The 19,431-nt window shown below is 38.4% G+C and carries 23 protein-coding genes; 14 read left to right on the forward strand and 9 right to left on the reverse strand.

The window, feature by feature from the left end; translation table 11 throughout:
• Positions 1-84: 84 nt before the first annotated feature.
• Positions 85-552: a spore coat protein gene (locus ACM26V_RS19515; protein WP_416148387.1), complete on the forward strand. Its 468-nt coding sequence runs from the start codon at positions 85-87 to the stop codon at positions 550-552.
• Positions 553-622: 70 nt separating this feature from the next.
• On the opposite strand, the gene ACM26V_RS19520 is transcribed toward ACM26V_RS19515, so the two are convergent.
• The 5 genes from ACM26V_RS19520 to ACM26V_RS19540 all read right to left on the reverse strand — a co-directional run bounded on the left by ACM26V_RS19520 (position 623) and on the right by ACM26V_RS19540 (position 6,697).
• Positions 623-1,399, reverse strand: coding sequence for a sirohydrochlorin chelatase (locus ACM26V_RS19520; protein ID WP_416148388.1), 777 nt, complete (start codon positions 1,397-1,399; stop codon positions 623-625).
• Between the two features lie 18 nt (positions 1,400-1,417).
• Entirely contained in the window at positions 1,418-2,203 is a 786-nt protein-coding gene (gene cobA / locus ACM26V_RS19525; RefSeq protein WP_416148389.1) for a uroporphyrinogen-III C-methyltransferase, read from the reverse strand.
• A 132-nt stretch (positions 2,204-2,335) separates the two neighbouring features.
• Positions 2,336-2,659 (reverse strand): nitrite reductase small subunit NirD, encoded by a 324-nt coding sequence (gene nirD, locus ACM26V_RS19530; protein WP_416148390.1) that lies wholly within the window; start codon positions 2,657-2,659, stop codon positions 2,336-2,338.
• Between the two features lie 17 nt (positions 2,660-2,676).
• Positions 2,677-5,112, reverse strand: coding sequence for a nitrite reductase large subunit NirB (gene nirB, locus ACM26V_RS19535; RefSeq protein ID WP_416148391.1), 2,436 nt, complete (start codon positions 5,110-5,112; stop codon positions 2,677-2,679).
• Between the two features lie 40 nt (positions 5,113-5,152).
• On the reverse strand, positions 5,153-6,697 hold the full coding sequence (locus ACM26V_RS19540) for a NarK family nitrate/nitrite MFS transporter (RefSeq protein WP_416148392.1): 1,545 nt from the start codon (positions 6,695-6,697) through the stop codon (positions 5,153-5,155).
• 460 nt (positions 6,698-7,157) lie between these two features.
• Here ACM26V_RS19540 and ACM26V_RS19545 point away from each other — a divergent pair, with 460 nt between their 5' ends.
• The gene (locus ACM26V_RS19545; protein ID WP_416148393.1) at positions 7,158-7,895 is read left to right on the forward strand and encodes a class I SAM-dependent DNA methyltransferase; all 738 of its coding nucleotides are present in this window, start codon (positions 7,158-7,160) and stop codon (positions 7,893-7,895) included.
• A 103-nt stretch (positions 7,896-7,998) separates the two neighbouring features.
• Entirely contained in the window at positions 7,999-8,595 is a 597-nt protein-coding gene (locus tag ACM26V_RS19550) for a trimeric intracellular cation channel family protein (protein ID WP_416148394.1), read from the forward strand.
• Positions 8,596-8,674: 79 nt separating this feature from the next.
• On the opposite strand, the gene ACM26V_RS19555 is transcribed toward ACM26V_RS19550, so the two are convergent.
• Both ACM26V_RS19555 and ACM26V_RS19560 read right to left on the reverse strand, forming a co-directional pair.
• Complete coding sequence (locus tag ACM26V_RS19555; RefSeq protein WP_416148395.1) at positions 8,675-9,019, reverse strand: hypothetical protein; 345 nt, start codon at positions 9,017-9,019, stop codon at positions 8,675-8,677.
• Positions 9,020-9,136: 117 nt separating this feature from the next.
• The gene (locus ACM26V_RS19560) at positions 9,137-9,709 is read right to left on the reverse strand and encodes a DUF1836 domain-containing protein (RefSeq protein WP_416148396.1); all 573 of its coding nucleotides are present in this window, start codon (positions 9,707-9,709) and stop codon (positions 9,137-9,139) included.
• Positions 9,710-9,876: 167 nt separating this feature from the next.
• On the opposite strand from ACM26V_RS19560, the gene trhA reads away from it, so the two are divergent.
• Positions 9,877-10,524, forward strand: a complete 648-nt coding sequence (gene trhA, locus ACM26V_RS19565) for a PAQR family membrane homeostasis protein TrhA (protein WP_416148397.1) — start codon at positions 9,877-9,879, stop codon at positions 10,522-10,524.
• A 197-nt stretch (positions 10,525-10,721) separates the two neighbouring features.
• Here the strand turns inward: trhA and ACM26V_RS19570 are convergent, their stop codons facing one another.
• Positions 10,722-11,522 (reverse strand): YihY/virulence factor BrkB family protein, encoded by an 801-nt coding sequence (locus ACM26V_RS19570; RefSeq protein WP_416148398.1) that lies wholly within the window; start codon positions 11,520-11,522, stop codon positions 10,722-10,724.
• Between the two features lie 171 nt (positions 11,523-11,693).
• Here ACM26V_RS19570 and ACM26V_RS19575 point away from each other — a divergent pair, with 171 nt between their 5' ends.
• The gene (locus tag ACM26V_RS19575; protein ID WP_416148399.1) at positions 11,694-11,897 is read left to right on the forward strand and encodes a YwbE family protein; all 204 of its coding nucleotides are present in this window, start codon (positions 11,694-11,696) and stop codon (positions 11,895-11,897) included.
• 74 nt (positions 11,898-11,971) lie between these two features.
• On the opposite strand, the gene ACM26V_RS19580 is transcribed toward ACM26V_RS19575, so the two are convergent.
• Positions 11,972-13,150, reverse strand: a complete 1,179-nt coding sequence (locus tag ACM26V_RS19580; protein ID WP_416148400.1) for a MalY/PatB family protein — start codon at positions 13,148-13,150, stop codon at positions 11,972-11,974.
• Between the two features lie 183 nt (positions 13,151-13,333).
• Between ACM26V_RS19580 and ACM26V_RS19585 the strand changes: the two genes are divergently transcribed.
• The 9 genes from ACM26V_RS19585 (at position 13,334) to ACM26V_RS19625 (ending at position 19,352) form a co-directional block, all read left to right on the forward strand.
• Entirely contained in the window at positions 13,334-13,681 is a 348-nt protein-coding gene (locus ACM26V_RS19585) for a hypothetical protein (RefSeq protein ID WP_416148401.1), read from the forward strand.
• A 169-nt stretch (positions 13,682-13,850) separates the two neighbouring features.
• Entirely contained in the window at positions 13,851-14,546 is a 696-nt protein-coding gene (locus tag ACM26V_RS19590; RefSeq protein ID WP_416148402.1) for a GntR family transcriptional regulator, read from the forward strand.
• Between the two features lie 157 nt (positions 14,547-14,703).
• Entirely contained in the window at positions 14,704-14,952 is a 249-nt protein-coding gene (locus tag ACM26V_RS19595; RefSeq protein WP_416148403.1) for a hypothetical protein, read from the forward strand.
• 64 nt (positions 14,953-15,016) lie between these two features.
• Positions 15,017-15,796 (forward strand): molybdate ABC transporter substrate-binding protein, encoded by a 780-nt coding sequence (modA, locus tag ACM26V_RS19600; RefSeq protein WP_416148404.1) that lies wholly within the window; start codon positions 15,017-15,019, stop codon positions 15,794-15,796.
• A 3-nt stretch (positions 15,797-15,799) separates the two neighbouring features.
• Complete coding sequence (gene modB, locus ACM26V_RS19605; RefSeq protein WP_416148406.1) at positions 15,800-16,471, forward strand: molybdate ABC transporter permease subunit; 672 nt, start codon at positions 15,800-15,802, stop codon at positions 16,469-16,471.
• 7 nt (positions 16,472-16,478) lie between these two features.
• A complete protein-coding gene (locus tag ACM26V_RS19610; RefSeq protein WP_416148408.1) occupies positions 16,479-17,546 on the forward strand; it encodes a sulfate/molybdate ABC transporter ATP-binding protein in 1,068 nt (355 codons plus the stop codon).
• A 51-nt stretch (positions 17,547-17,597) separates the two neighbouring features.
• Positions 17,598-18,266 (forward strand): futalosine hydrolase, encoded by a 669-nt coding sequence (locus ACM26V_RS19615; RefSeq protein ID WP_416148410.1) that lies wholly within the window; start codon positions 17,598-17,600, stop codon positions 18,264-18,266.
• A 1-nt stretch (position 18,267) separates the two neighbouring features.
• Complete coding sequence (locus ACM26V_RS19620) at positions 18,268-19,104, forward strand: 1,4-dihydroxy-6-naphthoate synthase (RefSeq protein ID WP_416148412.1); 837 nt, start codon at positions 18,268-18,270, stop codon at positions 19,102-19,104.
• Between the two features lie 53 nt (positions 19,105-19,157).
• Positions 19,158-19,352: a hypothetical protein gene (locus tag ACM26V_RS19625; RefSeq protein WP_416148414.1), complete on the forward strand. Its 195-nt coding sequence runs from the start codon at positions 19,158-19,160 to the stop codon at positions 19,350-19,352.
• Positions 19,353-19,431 lie beyond the last annotated feature (79 nt).

Consider the following 19,431-nt stretch of genomic DNA (forward strand, 5'->3'; position numbering starts at 1 on the left):
TTGAGTAAACTGCCATGCGTTGATTGTCCATACGAAATGGCAGTCACTACATATACTGAACTAAACCCGAGAGGAGGGATTAGTTTGAATCAAGAAGTTTATTATTCAGGAAATGACAAATCAGAGAAAACTAAATGGTCTGCTTTGGATCCAAATCAATGTCACCCATCACACAAAAGTGAGCCAGCAACTCAAAACAGCGATCAAGTAAACAAAACGTTGCAAGCATCAGAAGAGTATATATTTATTAAAGATTCTTGTGATATAAATGTAGCAACTACGGATACTAAAGCAGCCGTTTCTTTGCAAGCGGCACTCCAAGCGGCGATTGCGTTAGTGATTAGTATTTCGATTGCTGATAGTAGCCGAGCGGAGGTAGTAACTCAAGATTTGTTACAAACAGCTAAAACAAAGCAGGTGACTTTCCAGAAGACAGTAATTGAAAATTCAAGAAATGTTGACGTCACTACGACAGATACGCAAGCATCCGTAAACATCCAAGTACTTCTTCAAATATTATTAGCGTTAATTGTTAGATTAGATATTCTTTAATATGTGAAAAAAACCGGAGTGCTAAATCAATAGCACTCCGATTTTTACCTACTTTACATATTTGATCATGTTAATAGACTTTTTCAATGCAACAATAATCGTTCACTTGCTCCTGAAGCCAGTCGTGGATGAGAGGGTGTGGAAGGTACGTTTTGCCATCGTAAGCGTGAAATAAACCTTTAAGCTTTGCTGGGATTTTCTTAGTTGTATAGTATCCTTCACTTAAAAAGACAGGAGCAACAATGATTTCTTTTGTGTTGTCATGACTTAACGCTTGGGCCGATTCTGTTATCGTGTCAGGAAGAATAGTTCCAATCCCTACTTCAGAGAATCCTAATTTAGCTTGTAGCTTTTCACTCATATCATTGAGCGTAGCTTCCCACATAGCTTGAAATTTAGGGCGATTGTTTCCATGAGTAACGAGCATAAGACTTTCTTTGCTTGGCGTCTTCGATAACTTGCGAATTCTGTCAGCCAAAAGCTCGATGATAAGAGGGTGTGAATCCATTGGTTTTCCCCAGATGATCTTTGCTTTAGGGTGAATATCCGCTAAGTGAGAGTCTAAATCTGAGTGGTCAATAACCCCCAACGCATATTGGATTTCCTCTAGATGAGTGCTTCCAGAACATACGAAAAAAGGAATGACTAGAATCTCTTCTGCTCCACCATCTTCCAATCTTCTTACGCCATCTTCAATGCTTTTTCCGGCAACTAGCTCAAGGTAACCAATCGTAACAGGAACATTTGATTCTAATAATGAAACGCTTTGCTCAATAAGATCCATCCATTTCGAATCACGAGAACCGTGGGCAATCACTAAAATACCTTTTTGTTTATCGTTGCTCATTTAAAACACACCTTTAAATTATACTTGGGCCATTTGAAAGGAATCGGCATTACTTTCTTCAAACCATGCTAATTTTTCTCTAAGGTTCACGACTTCACCAACGACGATGATTGCAGGTGAACGGAATTTTGCTTCGGCGACTTTTTGTGAAATATTATCGAGTGTACCAGTTAGGGTCGATTGCCGATCGGTTGTTCCCCAGCGAACAAGGGCTACCGGCGTAGTGGACGAACGCCCATGAAGTAATAATTGTTCTTGAATCATTTCTATATTTCCGACACCCATATAAAACACAAGTGTGTCTACCGATGTAGCGATTTTATTCCATTGGATTTCTTTTCTTGCGGAATCGACGCACTTATGGCCTGTGATAAATGCGCAAGAAGAGCTCAATTCACGGTGAGTTAAAGGAATTCCTGCATACATGGGTGCGGATATACCCGATGTTATTCCCGGAATAATCTCAAATTTGATATGATGGTTTGCACAGAATTCAGCTTCTTCGCCTACGCGGCCAAAAATACCAGGGTCTCCACCTTTTAGTCGCACAACATTTTTTCCTTTGCTTGCTTTATCAACTAATATTTGATTAATTTGGTCCTGTGGAATTAAATGTCGATCTGGTTTTTTTCCACAATAAATTAGTTCGGTTAAAGGTTTAGCATAGTCAAGTAATGCTTTATTGACTAGACGATCATAAACGATCACGTCTGCTTTTTCAAGAGATTTTACACCTTTTATCGTCATTAATTCAGGATCTCCGGGGCCTGCGCCAACGAAAAAAACAGTCCCATTCTTAGTCATTGCCTACACCCCTTCCTTTTAAATTGAATGTGAAAACACTCAGTTTGTTATTGCTAATAGATCAATAAGCCCCTCATCCTCAAATCAGCTCAGAGAATGAGGGGATATTAGTTATTTAAACGCTAATTGTCTTTATATTCTAACAAAAACTTCATCATTCGTCACTTCTACTGGATACGTGCGAACACAACCGTCATCAGGTTTTTGTACATCCCCGCTATTTAGGTCAATTTTCCAGTCATGCAGGGGACAAAATACATACTCCCCGCTGACAATACCTTCGGATAGAGGACCTTGTTTGTGTGGACATTTATTTTCTACAGCTTTATATTTCCCACTACTCAAACGGAAGATAGCAATTTCGAGGTCATCAATTTTTACCTCTTTTCCAACTTGCATTGGGATTTCCTCGACGTTAGCTACTCTTACTAATTGTGTTTCAGGTGCTTTATTCATTGGTTTCCCCCCACTTCCTATTTTTGAGCAACGGCAGCTGCTTTATAGTTTTGAAAAAGATCATTTTTTTGTTTCTCGTCATTAACGATTTCACTCCAAGGATCATTTAGGTTAGTAAGAGCTACTTCCATTCTTTTGACTAACTCTTGCTTTTCTTCTGGATCGTCTAAAATGACAGATTTGATGTAATCTAAGCCAACTCTTTCTAAATAATGGGACGTTCTTTCTAAATAGCGAGCATTTTCTCTGTACAACTGCAAGTATGCAGAGATCATTTCTAATACTTCTTCGTCAGAAGTAACTGTACATAAGAGATCAGCGGCTCTTAGTGTCGTTCCGCCGTTTCCACCGACATAAATTTGCCAAGATCCTTCAACTCCGACTACTCCAACGTCTTTGATTCCACCTTCAGCACAGTTTCTCGGACAAGCAGAAACCGCCATTTTTACTTTGTGAGGAGTATTTAAACGTTCAAATTTCTTTTCTATTGCAATGCCAAGGCCGATCGAATCTTGCGTGCCAAATCGGCAGAAGTTTTCACCTACACATGTTTTAACGGTACGGATCGATTTAGCGTAGGCATAACCAGAAGGCATATCTAAGTCTTTCCAAACGTTAGGAACATCTTCTTTTTTGATGCCGAGCATGTCAATTCTCTGTCCACCTGTCATTTTAAGCAATGGAACATCATATTTATCGGCTACATCAGCAATTCTTCGTAAATCTTTTGCGTTTGTCACACCACCGTACATTCTAGGGACTACGGAATAAGTGCCATCGTTTTGAATATTAGCGTGCATTCGTTCATTAACAAATCTTGACTCGCGTTCATCCTCGTGATCGGTTGGATTAACCATACCGAGGTAGTAGTTTAGAGCAGGACGACATTTCGAACAACCTTCATCTGATGTCCAACCTAATACGTTCATGACTTCACGGGTATGTGAAAGGTTCTTATCGCGAATTTCAGCGACAACTTCTTCATGAGTTAAATCCGTACAGCCACAGACGGTTGCTTTCTCATCAACAGCCTCGAATTCATCACCAAGTGTATGTTCAAGCAAGTCACCAACTAGACCGGCACATGTTCCACAAGATCGTGAAGCATTTGTACAGCCTCGAACTTCAGCAACGGTTGTTAGGTTCTGCTCTTTAATAGCAGTAACAATATCTCCTTTTGATACACCGTTACAGCCACAAATTTGGTCACTATCGGCCATTTCAGCAACGCCACTTCCACCTGCGTCCTGATCAGCTGATTGCAAGATCGTCACTTTACTCATATCAGAAATGTCGGTTTTATTGTTAATCATACTCAGTAGCCGTGTTCCGTCACTCGTATCTCCGAATAAGACAGCACCAACAACTTGATTATCGCGAACGACAACTTTTTTATAAATTCCTTCAAATTCATCTTGAACACGAATCGCTTTTGAATCTGGGCTGTCAGCAAACTCCCCAGCAGAGAATACATCTACGCCACTAACTTTTAGCTTAGTTGATAGAATTGATCCTTGATAGCCTTCGCCAGCGTCTTTTTCACAGATCTTTTTTGCAAGTGCCTTCCCTTGGTCCCAAAGAGGAGCGACAAGTCCATAAACCATTTCTCTATGCTCGGCACACTCACCGAGTGAATACACATCCGGTGCGCTTGTTTGCATATAATCATTAACGACAATCCCACGATTTGTCTCAATTCCAGATGCTTTAGCAACAGCAAGATTAGGCTTAATACCAACAGCCATGACGACTAAATCTGCTTTAACAGGTGGCGCATTTTTAAATGATACTTTCTTAACACGTCCAGCACCTAAAATTGCCTCTGTTTGGTATCCCATCAGGAAATTCATGCCTTGCTTTTCCAACTCTTCTTGCAACATTTTACCGCCCGTAGCGTCTAATTGACGTTCCATTAATTGATCCATGATGTGAACGACGTCAACTTCCATTCCGAGGTTCAATAATCCTCTAGCAGCTTCAAGACCTAAGAGACCACCACCGATAACAACAGCGCGCTCATATTTTTTTGACGTATCAATCATCTGATTACAGTCTTCAATATTTCTAAAGGCAATAACACCTTCTTTATCAGCACCAGGTAACGGGAGCATGAACGGGTCAGATCCAGTAGCTAAAATAAGGTCATCGTAAGGTACTTCTCTGTCTTTATCCGTATAGACGAGTTTGTCTTCTGTGTTTACTTTTTCGACAGTTTCACCAGTATACAGTTGAATGTTATTTTGCTCATACCATTCATAAGAGTTGATGATAATGTCATCTAATGTTGTATCTCCTTGCAAAACAGATGACAACATAATTCGGTTATAGTTGGGATGAGGCTCAGTACCAAAGATCGTGATCTCAAATCGTTCGGGATCTTCCTTTAAAATTTCTTCTATACATCGAACTCCAGCCATTCCATTTCCAATCAGAACTAACTTTCTTTTAGGCATTGAAATTCCTCCTGTTTTTTTTATAAAGTAATAAATATTTTTACTTCGCTTTCGTTGAATAACTTGCGACATTTCCTGATGCGACTTTCTTAAGACCTAATTCTGCTCTTGCATCAGCCGCTTTCACTTCTCTATCAACAGAAGATTCATAATAATTGTTACCAAATGAATCTTCCGGTTCGTCTAGCCAGAAATAACATGCGAGAAAACTTAATAGTGCTCCACCTGCTAAAACAAAGAAAAATGTCTGTGGTGTTACGAGTGTATAAAGAGTTAAATACAATGTAGCTCCGACATTTCCATACGCACCAGCCATCCCAGCTACTTGACCGGTGATCCTTTTCTTAACCATTGGAATCATAGCAAAGGTTGCACCTTCAGCCCCTTGGACAAACACCGATGTTAAAACGGTGAGTACTATCGCTAAAATAAGTGGCCAACCTGAATTAATCAATCCCATCATTGCAAGCCCGATGGTTATACCAACCATGTAGGTCAACATAACTCTTTTTCGACTACCCATTCGGTCGGATAATACACCGCCTAGCGGGCGTGCAACGATGTTAATAAATGCGAAAGATGCAGCAATCATTCCGGCAGTGGTAGGAGTTAATGAAAACGTCATTTGAAAAAACATTGGTAACATCGAAATGATAGCTAACTCAGCACCAAAGTTCGCGAAATACGTACTGTTTAATGCGGCGACATTTTTAAAATTATATTTGTCATCCTCTGGAACACCCTTTTTTAGAATAGGAATATTGACAGCGAGGATTTTGTAGATTTGATAAATCATTGTGAAACCAATGACTGTATAAGTAACATATAATATGGTATTGGAGATGAATCCCATACCAGCAACTCTCCATGCGAGAACGGCCAATGCTCCACCTAGAGGGATCGTCCAAACAATTAACCAAATCATATCTTTCCAAGTACTGACTTCCATTGCACCTGATTTTTTAGATTTAACAAATGTTTTCCCTTTTGGTGTATCACGAACGGCTAAGTAATAAATGACCCCGTAAACTAGGCAAAAGACACCAGTTAAAGCAACGGCATATCTCCAACCGTCATCGCCACCGAACATCGTTAAGGCAAACCAGGGTAGCAACATTGCTGCTGCGGCGGAACCAAAGTTTCCCCATCCGCCATAAATGCCTTCTGCAAACCCAACATCTTTTGGCGGGAACCACTCAGATACCATACGAATACCGACAACAAATCCGGCTCCAATACTGCTTAATAATAATCTTGAAATCATCATCTGTGTCCAAGAATCACCGAAGGCGAACATGAACGTCGGGATCGACATGACGATTAATAACCCTGAATAAACAACTCTTGGACCATATCGGTCGAGTAGCATCCCAATAACAATTCTTGCGGGGATCGTTAAAGCCACATTCATTATTCCGAGTGCTGCAATGTGTTCACCAGTCAACCAATCACTTGTTTCGAGCATTGTCGTGGCTAAAGGTGCCATATTAAACCATGTGAAGAATGAAATGAAAAATGCGAGCCATGTTAAGTGCAATACCTTCATCTGTTCGTTTTTAAATTTAAAAATATCTGCTATTTTCAATGTTGAGATCCCCCTTATATTAATTGGCGAGTTAGTAGTTCATCAGATTCTAAGATTAGAAAAATTCATATATTCTGAATACTTCTTAATGCAGATTATGTCACACATTTTTCGGCTTGAAAGGATTTCTGTGAGATTATTTAACACAATAAATAGCTCTTAAACCTTGTTATACCAAGGATGAGGAGTGGGGATGAGCCATAGTAAATCCGCTTATAGTAATGTTGGTAACGCTTACTATATCTCTGGAAATGATATAATTTAATTGTTTATAATGTTTTGTTGATTATGTCGGTAATCGAAATAAATATTGTTTATAATAATGATTATTTACATTGGAGAATTGAGGGGGAAGGTAGTAAGGGCGGCTTTTAAGTGATTTGCAATCACTCAATCAGTGAGCCAGCTCACTGAGAAATTATTATCATTATGATTAAATAAAAGAGAGGAGTGATTGTTTATGGATTTCTATACAGTTCTAAGTAGTTATTATGATGATATATTTGAAAAGAATGAAAAAGCGATTCAATTAATTAGAGGAAAAGTTCCACAGAAAGAGAATGCGCGTCTGCTTGATTTGGCAGCTGGAACGGGGGAAGAAGCTATTGCGTTAGCAAAAGAGGGATTCCATGTGACGGCAACAGACATGAATGAGAATATGGTTGAGATAATGAAATCAAAAATAGAAATGAAAGAAATACCTCTAGTTATTAAAAAGATGGATATGGGGGAACTCGCGGGTACTCCGTTTAAAAATTTTGATGGTATTTATTGTATCGGAAACTCGTTTGTTCATTTGAAAAATAAAGAAAACATGATTGATCTGTTAAATGCAGTTTATGAAAAGTTAAATACTGGTGGGGTATTTGTTATGCAAATCGTCAACTACGACCGTGTTCTATCGCAAAAAATTACTCATCTTCCTGTGATAGTAAATCAGGAAAAAGGACTCAGGTTTGAGCGGTTTTATAAAGAGACAGTAGCTGATTTTCGTTTTCAAATGAGATTAACACTTGAACTTGAAGGCAATTTCAAAGTACTTGAAAGTGAGACGTCACTAACTCCATTGACGAAAGAAGATCTTGTGTCAGTAGTTGATGCATCATCTTTTAATAAATATGATCTGTTTGGTAGTTTTAAGATGACTGAATATACTACAGACTCACCTGCTTTAGTAGCAGTTTTGACGAAGAGATAAACTAGTGGTGTTGTTGTCCTTGATCATTTGTCTTTCTTCTCCTAAAATGAAATAGTGCTAAGATTCATTTAAATGAACTGTTTCAAGCAGGAAAGTAGGGTCTATGATGTGGGAAATTTTGAATGGGATTGGGACAATTGCGTTTGCCCTTAGTGGTGTTTTGGTAGCGATGGAAGAAAGATATGATTTAATGGGCGTTTACATATTAGGTTTCATCACAGCCTTTGGAGGCGGTGCGGTGAGGAACTTACTCATTGGCGTACCGGTTTCAGAGCTTTGGGACCAAGGGACCTTATTCACCGTTGCGTTTTTGGTTATGACGGTGGCATTTATTTTTCCGAGAATTGTTCGTTGGACATTGCTTCGAAGAGGGGTATTTTTTGATGCGATTGGGTTGGGAGCTTTTTCTGTGCAAGGTGCTTTATATGCTCATTCGATGGGACATCCGCTTAGTGCTTGTATTGCAGCCGCTGCGCTTACAGGAACAGGCGGAGGGATGATCCGTGACGTTTTGGCTGGGAGAAAACCGTTGTTTCTACAAAAGGAGATATATATTGCATGGACACTTATACCTGGTTTGGTCGTGGGGTTAGGGTGGATGACTGGTGTTTTTGAGCTACTTATGATTGTGGCATTAGTCGTTTCCCTGAGGTTATGCTCCGTATATTACGGGTGGAAACTGCCAAATCGAACAGTGTAATTTGTACAGTGAAATAGCTATTTATAATAACAAAGCGACAGCTATATCTAGCTGTCGCTTTGTTGTGAAAATTAATTCCTTATACTACTTTTAATTGATAATTGGGAATTTGATAATTTTTAACGGATTCAATAAAAAGATGGTTGTTAGAATTAGTGTCCGATTTGAAAATAAAAAGAATACGATTAAATTCTTCTTCTTTGAATATGGCAGATATTTTCTCAAGTAATAATACTTGTGAAAAATCTTCTAAGTTTAAATCTGTACAATCTACTTCGATATCATAATCTGATGAAGTAATAAACTTCACTTGGTTTAAATAGTTTGTATAAAATTCATTGGTGTTGTCAATTGTAAATGAGCCTTCGATTTTCACATTTAACCGCTTGTCATAAGGGTTGTTTTGTATAATTGTATTTCCCAAAGTACATCCACTCCTTTTGAGAAATGACTTATACTCTAACGATACGACTAAATAACTTGGTAATCAAGGATATCCACAATTTTTGATTATTTTAGAGATATAGATAGATTAGGCTGACTATTTCTCACGAATGGATGGGAGCTCATCAATGAGTTTTTCAGCAGCTTTTCGATAAAAGTTACTCATTGTAACCAAGGATAAAATCGTTAATACCTTTTGAACAAATTCATCGCCTTCGATTTTTTCCACTTGTTGACGCACTTCTAATGTGTGCTCATCGATTTTTTTCATAAATATAGCAGTATTAGCTGAAGCTAAGTTTAAGTAACAAGAATAGAAATCACTAACGTTAAACTCATCTGAAGTCGTTTTCTCATTAACGTATTGTAGGGTTATTTTTATATCATTGATCGAGAGGGCCCCTTTTAATTCAAAAATCAAGCTGAGAAGCATGACGTGCTCTTTAGAATAGCGCTTGTTTTTAATTGGAAGGAGCAAACCTCCTTTAGCGTAATTATTAATCATTGTTTTCGTTATGATTTTCTCATTGTCGTTTCGTTTAGCATTCTGAAATGTTTTATCGAATAATTGAATGACTTGATCCATGTATAAGTCTAGATCAGGTATATCTTCAATCGTTATTTTTTTTTCTAACTGCATCGCCGGTATGAGTTCGTTTAATGACTTCATTTTTTGAACCTCCACTTATTTCATTTATAATTTCGAATTATGTACATTTAGTTAACAAGTATAGTATACCTTTAATTATATTTTTCGTAAACCTTGACTACTAAATAGGGTTCGTATATTATTATAAGTAGTTATTTAAACTACGTAATGTAATAGGAGGATTTTTGATGAATACATTTATTCGTGAGCCGATAAACGGATTGACCCATTTAGCTGGAGCTATTTTGTCATTTGTAGGGCTATTAGCAATGGTTATAAAGGTATCAATGGAAGGAGCAAACCCGCTTGAACTAATGGCGGTCATAGTGTTTGGATTGAGTTTGATTCTTCTTTACTCAGCTTCGGCTACGTATCATATGGTTATAGCGAAAGCTAGGGTGATTGCTTTCCTTAGGCGGATGGATCATTCGATGATTTATGTGCTCATTGCGGGAACGTATACGCCGTTTTGTTTAATTGCATTAAATGGAGCAACAGGATGGCTGCTGTTTGGGATAGTTTCGGGAATTGCGGTGTTAGGTGTCGTATTCAAGATGATTTGGTTTCATTGTCCAAGGTGGCTGTCAACGTCATTGTACCTCGCTATGGGTTGGCTCGTTATTTTATTCATCTCTCCTTTATCAACAGCGATGGATTCAGGGGGATTAATGTTACTTATTGTAGGAGGCGTATTTTATACGATTGGTGGGGTTATTTACGGGCTAAAGCCTGAGTGGCTTCGTTTCAAATATTTAGGGTTTCATGAAATATTCCACATTTTTATTCTATTAGGTAGCTTCGCTCATTTCTTTAGTGTCTTTTTCTATGTGATATAGGAGTAGTTTTGGAGAATGTAAATGGCAATATCAAAAATTGTCTTGAAAGTATAAATTGGACACAGAAATATCGGTTTGTCTGAAAGATGCCTCTTCTTGATTGGTATCTTTTTTTCTCGAATGTTTCAGGACACTCCGCTCATTTTTGCTCCATCGAGTGTCCCGATTCCCTGCTCTTTCAAGACAGACAGCATATTTCACTGTTTCACCGTTCTTACGATATCTTCTTTTAGAATCGCATTGATTTCCCCACCGATCAGGATAATGATTGAAGAAAGGTGGAACCATAGCATGAGTGCGATAACAGTTCCAATTGTTCCATAAGTTGCTGAAAAGTCTGCGAATCGATTTAAGTAAATCGAAAATCCAAAGGAAGTAATTTGCCAACCAACTGTGGCGAAGATCGCACCGATATAAACTTCTTTAAACGAAAGGCGAGTATTTGGGCCAATGAGATAAAGAATTAAAAATACTGTGAAAATAATCACTGAACTCAAAGCCCAACGTAATAAGTCGACATTAAAAATGACAAAGTCAATGAACATAAAGTTTTCCAAGAAAGAACCGACTACCTGTAGGCTTAGAGCGACGATGATGATAAAAAACATGCCAATCGTTAGACAGATGGAGATGAGTCTCCCTAAAATCAGCCCTCTTCGCTCCGTGACATGATAAGCCATGTTCAATGCTCTAAGAATCGAATTTAATGCAAGGGATGCTGTCCAGAGTGTGAACAGAATACCTAAAGATAGAACGCTAGTACTCCTGTTGTTTGCGAGAACTTCCCATTGATTCTCTACTACTTCAAGAACGCCGGCAGGGACGTAGGCTTCCTGCAACAGACTATAAACATCATTAAAAGTGAAAGGTAAAAAAGAAAGTAAGCTAATGATAAATAAAAGGAAAGGGAATAATGATAAAAGAAAAAAGTAAGCACATTGAGCAGCTAAGTCAATCAAGCTATGGTCTTTAAACCGTTTCATAAGGTGGCCTAACATTAGAAACCCCTCCTCGTATTTTTGATTTGCACTGATCGATCGAAATGATGCTTGTCTTTAACTACTTATTCCCTTAAAGTTAAAACTAGAATCATTCAAAAAAATTCAACTGAAATTATTTTGGTAATAATTTGATATTATAGCGTTAATTTAGAGAGAGAGGGATATCATATGAACGGACAAACTAGAAGTGACATCAAACCAGGTATAGAAGTAGATATTGTGCTGAAGCAAGATCAACGGAGTGGCAAGGTTACGAGAGGTGTAGTGAAAGATCTGTTAACGAAATCTTCAAACCACCCACATGGTATTAAAGTTCGTTTGCAAGATGGTCAAGTAGGTCGCGTGAAATCGATTCATACAACCGACGCATAGATGAGGTTGTATATATAGTAGGGAGAAATAGAAATCCGCAAATTTAAGTTTGCGGATTTTTATCTTGATATTTTTTATGATTTGATTGCTTTTTTCATTCTTTCTAATCCTTCAATGACAGTATTTCGAGTACAAGCTACGTTCATTCGGACAAAACCTTCGCCACCTTCACCAAAACTAGTTCCAGGGTTGAATCCGACTTTGCCTTCTTTTATAAATAATTGATTCAGTTTCGCATCGGAAAGAGCTAATTTTCGGCAATCAATCCAAAGTAAATAAGTTGCTTCTGGTTCGATCAACGAAAGTTCTGGAAGATGTTCAGCGAAAAATTCTTTCACTGTAGCAATATTCCCTTCGATGTATCTCAAAAGATCTTCTAACCATTCTTCTCCTTTAAGGTAGGCAGCTTCCATGGCAATGATTCCAAAAGCATTTAATGTAAATGCTCCTTGTTGTTGATCAATAGTAGTAATTTTTTTTCGGAAAGAATCGTTTGAACTAATAATCGCTGAGGATTGTAAACCAGCTAAATTAAATGTTTTACTCGGTGCCACAAGAGTTATCGTTTGTGCAGAAATCTCATCAGATAAAGACGCGATTGGAATGTGCTTGTTCGGTTTTAGGATCAGGTCAGAATGAATCTCATCGGACACGATGATTACGTCGTTTTCTAAGCATAATTCTGCCATTTTTCGTAGTTCATCCTCTTTCCAAACTCGGCTTACGGGATTATGAGGGTGACAAAGTAAAAACATCTTCACACCATTTTTCAAAGATCGCTCAAAAGCATCGAAATCAATTTCGTATCGCGTTTCCGCATTAACGAGTGGGGCATTCTCAACGACGCGATCATTCGATTTGACCATCGAAAAGAAGGGTGGATAAACAGGTGACTGAACGAGAATTTTATCTCCTGGTTCGGTCAAGGCTTGAATTGCTTTTCCAATTGATGGGACGACGCCGGAGCTATATTGGATCCAGTCCTTTTCAATGGTCCAGTTGTGCCTTTTGCTCATCCAACCAACTATCGCATCACCTACAGTGTCTCCAATAAAAGTGTAACCAAATATTCCATGTTCCACTCGTGATTGGAGAGCATCAATCACAGCTTGAGGTGGTCGGAAATCCATATCTGCAACCCACATAGGTAGAACGTCTTCATCGGTTTTGAAAACTTCTTTTGTCCGTTCCCATTTAACAGAAGACGTGTTCCGACGATCAATGTTTTGCTCGAAAAAATCCACTATAATCATCCTTTCATTTATGTACTTTGATTGGCGTTATACAATTAAAGTATATATGCGAATCGCTTGTTATAGCAAAGTAAATACACTTTCACTCATTATGAACATGTATGACTGCTTTAATGGTGATTCTGTTTCTTTTGTTATCTATCCTTTATAATAGAAGAAAGTGAAGGAAAGGAAGTCAGTCAATTGAAGAAAACGTTGGATATATTGTTGGAAATGGTGCGGATGATCTTTGTTATTTTTATATTATTATTCGGCTATTCTTTTGTTAATATTATTTTTATTGTTCTTTTAGGAGGATTGGAAGTGATTGAAGAAACGGTTTATTTCAATCTCTTCTTAATTCTACAAACAGGTGCGATTTTTTTATTGAGTACAATCTTTTATCGAAATAAGCTTCAATTTTCCAAAATATTTAAAAGCGAAACACAAGAACCACTTTCAAAAAAAAGAACGAAGCAATTATTCCTCATTAGCATTGGGGCTATTATCGTTTCTTATTTTATTTTAATAACAAATCTCTTTCTAACATGAGGAGGGACTACTGGAAACTCATCACCGATGTTCTCATTTTAAAGCAACAATTTACATAGAGCGTCAGAAAGAGCGTCAGAATATATAGGTTGATAATGGTGTGATTTGTTTTATAATAGTAACAACTAGCATACTAGTGCGATTAGCATACGATAACTAAATAAATGAGGTGAACAAAATTTCTATTACACAGGCAAAAAACTCAAGGTCAAAAGGCTCTACGAGAGATTTCGTATACAATTATTTAAAGAAAAAAATTATTGAATGGGACTTAGAACCAAAAGTGAAAATTTCAGAAACAGAAATTGCTGCTGAGCTGAGTGTAAGTCGGACACCAGTGAGAGAGGCATTTTTGATGCTTGCTCAGGAAGAGTTATTAGCTATATACCCACAAAAAGGGACAATTATTTCCGAAATTGATCTAAATTTAGTTGAAGAAGGTCGTTTTGTTCGTGAACAAATCGAGCGAGCGATTGTGAGGCAAGCTTGTCAAACATTCGATGAGGAAGAGTTATTTAAATTAGAATCGAATATCGCAATGCAAAAATTATGCTTGGAAAAAGGTTCACATCAAAATTTATTTGAACTAGATGAAGAATTCCACTACATACTTTTTGAAGGGAGTAACAAGCTAAGAACTTGGGATTTGATCCGTCAAATGAATAGTCACTTCGATCGATTAAGAGTGTTAAGGCTTGCCTTTAATCCTGATTGGGATGTTGTCATTAAACAGCACGAATCAATATTGAAATACATTACCGAGAAACAAGAAGATGAAGCGGAAAACCTAATCAGTGAACATTTAAATTTAGTAAATTATGAAAAAGATACGCTCAAATTACATTATCCAAAATATTTTAAGTGAAAGTAATTTAATATAGCTGTTAAACGAGACTGTCCTCGGCGAACGAGTCCGTCTCCATGCGTGACCGAGAGAATCGGCACAAATTGAGGTTATGCTATGAAACCTGTTGCTGTAAGAAAGAAATTATCAGAAGAATATAAGGAAATGGTGAGGAAATATGAAGAAACTTAAATGGATACAAGTAGCTTTTTCTGTACTAGCATTAATTTTTATTATTCTAGGTGCTTTTTTAGATTCATCTGTCCCTTTGTATCTGGCTATTGTGTTTGGTGTATTTGCAGTCATTGCGCAAACCACCCGTCATACACAAGCAAAGTCGATTTCTAATGAAGGTACAGAACATAATAAGGACAGTAAAGAGGAAGAAGATAAACGCAAAAAAGAGGAATTTAAAAGCGATAGTTAAACAGCTGAAGGTAGGTGTGTTTGGGCACTTTGCCAGTAGTGTGTTTATGCAAGGGGGAAGACAGTTGAACAAATGGTTAATAGCAACATGTGTCGTTATGATGATGACAGGGTGTGTTGGGCAAGATTCTTCAGGAATTTCACCCAAAGAGATTACAGTGGCAGCTGCTTCTGACTTACTGCCAGCATTTAACGAGGTAGCTGCTTTATTTGAAGAAGAACATGATGTGGAAGTGACTTTTTCATTTGGTTCAACGGGTCAATTGGCTGATCAGATTGAAAATGGTGCTCCGTTTGATATTTTTGCCGCAGCGAACGTTTCTTTTATGGACAGGCTCGTTGAAGGTAATTATGTATTAGAAGATTCTCAACAGACGTATGCATTTGGAAGAATTGGATTAGCGTCGATGAAAGATGCCGACCATCATATTGAATCGTTAGCGGAATTGACTTCAGATGTGATTCGGTTTGTTTCGATTGCAAATCCAGATCATGCTCCGTATGGATTAGCAGCGAAACAAGCATTAATTAGCGCAGATGTGTGGGATGAATTAGAGGGTAATAAGCTTGTGCTAGGACGAAACATTACCGATGCCCTGGTGCAACTTGAAACAGGAAATGCTGAAATTGGGATCATTGCCCTGTCGCTTTATAAAGCGCAGGAAGACGAACTATCTTTCACGCTTTTAGATGAAGATCTCCACGAACCGCTTGAACAAAGTATCGGAATCATGGAATCGACAAATGAAGAAGACTCTGCTCGTTTATTCATCGACTTTATTTTAAAGGGAAATGGGAAAGAAGTTATGGAGAAATATGGATTTGTCGTACCGGAGGGTGGATAGCTAATGGGGGAAATTAACCTTTTTCCATTATTTTTATCGTTGCGTGTTGCATTAACAGCGACATTTTTAGCGATCTTAATTGGTTTACCAATCGCCTATTATTTAAGTCGATCGAAGTCACGATTAGCCGATTTTATTGACACGATTATAACGTTACCGATCGTTCTACCTCCTACGGTTCTCGGGTATTATTTACTTGTTGTATTAGGGAGGAACAGTGTCGTCGGTAGATTTCTAGAGGATAACTTTAATATAACGATTGTATTTACACCGACGGGGGCGGTGATTGCCGCGCTCGTTGTATCGGTTCCGTTTATGATAAAATCGTCAAAAGCTGCTTTAGGTTCGATTCAACAAGAATATATTCATTCGGCAGAAATATTGGGAAGGTCGAGGCTTAACATTTTTTTTACGATTATGGTGCCACTTGCCTGGAAAGGGATTCTTGCTGGAGTTACGCTTACATTTGCTAGGGCTTTAGGAGACTTTGGAGCAACACTTATGGTCGCTGGGAGTATTCCAAATGAAACGATGACAATGCCTATCGCGATTTATGATGCTCTGTTAGCAGGTGACCGTCTGATGGCCAATACTCTCGTTATGATTATGACTGGAGTCTCCTTAGTAATTCTCTACTTGATTAACAGGTTAGAAAAACGAGTGATACAAGGATGATGCAACCATGCTGGATGTAAACATACAAAACACACTATCATCATTTGACTTAAATATTCAATTTAAAGCCGAGCGAGGAATTACTGCTATTCTCGGACCTTCTGGCTGTGGAAAAACAATGACTCTCCAATCTCTAGCTGGGATTATTAAACCAGATAGTGGTGTAATCTCGATGGATGGACAAACGTGGTTTGATAAAGCTCAACAAGTTTTTTGGAAACCACAAAAGAGGCAAGTTGGTTATTTATTTCAGAACTACGCGTTATTTCCACACCTAACCGTTGAACAAAATATTGCATTCGGGTTAAAAGGGATGGTGAAACAGGAGATCGATCAGAAAGTGAGTAAATGGTTGAATATCATGCAAATGGATGGATTTAAGGATCGCTATCCTGCCAAAATGTCGGGGGGACAACAGCAACGGGTTGCGTTAGCTCGTTCGATGATTACCGAACCGCAACTTTTATTATTGGATGAACCTTTCTCGGCGCTCGATCAACATATTCGTCATTCGCTCGAAGCGGATTTAAGAAACATTATTGATGATACGTTTCATGGCGTCGTGCTTTTCGTCACACATAATATTGAAGAAGCGTACCGGATGAGTGATTCGATCATGCTCTTTAATGAAGGAGAAGTCATTCAAAAGGGCTCACGTAAGGAAATTTTGCAACATCCTCAATCGAAGAAAGCGGCAGAAATTGTTGGATGTGAAAATGTCGTACGTATCGATTCACATAAACAAAACCAAGATGATTTCGAACTAACGATAGGCGACGGGGAGCGCCTGTTTGTGATTGGAAAAGAGCAGACCAATGATACTCCGAAATATGTTGGGATTCATAATCATCATATGATCGTGTCATCTCAACAAACATCTGGCGAAAATGTAAAAAGGGCTAAAGTTAGACAAATTATTGAGGGAGTAACCTATACAATCATGATAGTTGAATTTGCTAGTTTTCGATGGCGCGTGGAAGCTGTAGAAGGTGGACATGGGAAACAACCGTTTCACGAAGGAGACGATTGCTTTATAACGTTTCCAAAGGATAAGTTGATTGTAATGAATAAATAAGGACATTATTCTTAAGGTGAAAGACGAAGGTATAAAGAGGAGTCTTAGATTATGGCAGAATATGATAAAAATTTCGATAAGAAGATTCTCATTGTTACATCAGTAGAAGTAGAACAAACGGCGATCGTAAAAAGTCTTAAAGACGATTTTCGCTTCCGTGTTGAAACGCTAGGAGTCGGCCCAATGTTAGCTGCAGCAAAAACTGCTGAGTATCTCACCAAAGATACATATGATATCGTCATTAATATGGGGATTGCAGGTGGATTCCCGAATGTAGCAAATATTGGGGATGTGGTAGTTGCTTCAGAGGTAGTTGCAGCAGATCTTGGTGCTGAATCTCCTGAAGGGTTTAAACCGATCGAGCAATTAGGCTTTGGAAAGTCTCATTTCGAATGTGACAACAAGCTCGCAAAAGAATTGATTAATAAAATCGATCAACAAACAGATGTCAAAGCGCATTTGGGGACGATCCTAACAAGATCGACGGTCACAGGGACGGTGGAAACAATGGAACAGTTGCAGAAGCAGGTTCCAGGTGCTGCCGCTGAAGCGATGGAAGGTTTTGGAGTGGCAACAGCTGCACAGCTTGCACGAATTCCGTTTTTTGAAATACGTGCGATTTCTAACCCTGTAGGTCCTAGAGATCGTGGAGCATGGAAAATTAACGAAGCGCTCGTTTCGTTGACGAAAGTCAGTGCAATTTTAAAGGAGGTTTTCTAAGATGAAGATGGCTTTTTCACCGTGCCCAAATGATACGTTTGTTTTTCATGCTTGGGTTCACGGGTTAATTGAGGATGCGCCCAATCTAGAGGTAACATATGCTGACATAGATAAAACAAATTATTGGGCGGCAGATTTAGAAGGACCAGAAGTAATGAAGATTTCGTTTGCTGCGTTACCATATGTGATAGATGACTATGCGCTTATTCCATGTGGAGGCGCTTTAGGACGAGGGTGTGGCCCGCTAGTTTTGACAAGTGGAAAAACTAAGGGTATACAAGATCTTAGTGGGAAAACAGTTGCTGTTCCTAGTGATAAATCAACGGCTTATATGTTGTTCCGTTTATGGGCTGCACAAGAGATCTCCGGTACTGTAGGAGAAATCATTGTAATGCCTTTCGATGAGATTATGCCTGCAGTAAAAGAAGGGAAAGTTGATGCAGGTCTTGTTATCCATGAAGCGAGATTTACCTATCAAGATTACGGTCTTGCTATGATCGTCGATCTTGGTGATTGGTGGGAAGAGGATACAGGTCTTCCGATTCCTTTAGGAGCAATTATTGCGAGACGATCCTTAAATATGAAAGACGAACTGACGGATTGGGTTCAAAAATCTGTTCAGTATGCTTGGGAGCATCCAGATGCTTCGATGGGGTATGTGATGGAACATGCTCAAGAAATGTCATCCGATGTCGCCAAATCTCATATTGATTTGTACGTCAATGAATTTACCGGAGAACTAGGTGAAGATGGTTTTGCTGCAATAGAATCTTTATTAGGACGAGCGGCAAAAGAAGGATTGATTCCAGCGTTTGATATGAAAAAGTTGCGGGAATGACGTAAGTACAAACACCAAAATTGACAGTTTTCTTAGTAATTGGAGGGGGATGTTTGGGTTTTATCAACGCTATTATTTTCATTCTTGTATGTTTGGCGATTATTGGTTCAATTGCAGCATGGCTGAATACAAAAGCAATATTGGAAGATTTGTCTTTAATCAAAAAAGAACTAGGAATTCAGGAAGAAGAAAAGAAACCACGCTCGATTATCGATGACGACTTAGACATAGATGACCGCGATAAATGAAGTCAAAACAGCAGTAGATGCTTATCATCTGCGGCTGTTTTTTAGTTTTGGGACTGAAAGAAGAGAAACACTTTTTTTC

Source organism: Salipaludibacillus sp. HK11 (assembly GCF_047795645.1).
Classification (GTDB): domain Bacteria; phylum Bacillota; class Bacilli; order Bacillales; family Salisediminibacteriaceae; genus Salipaludibacillus.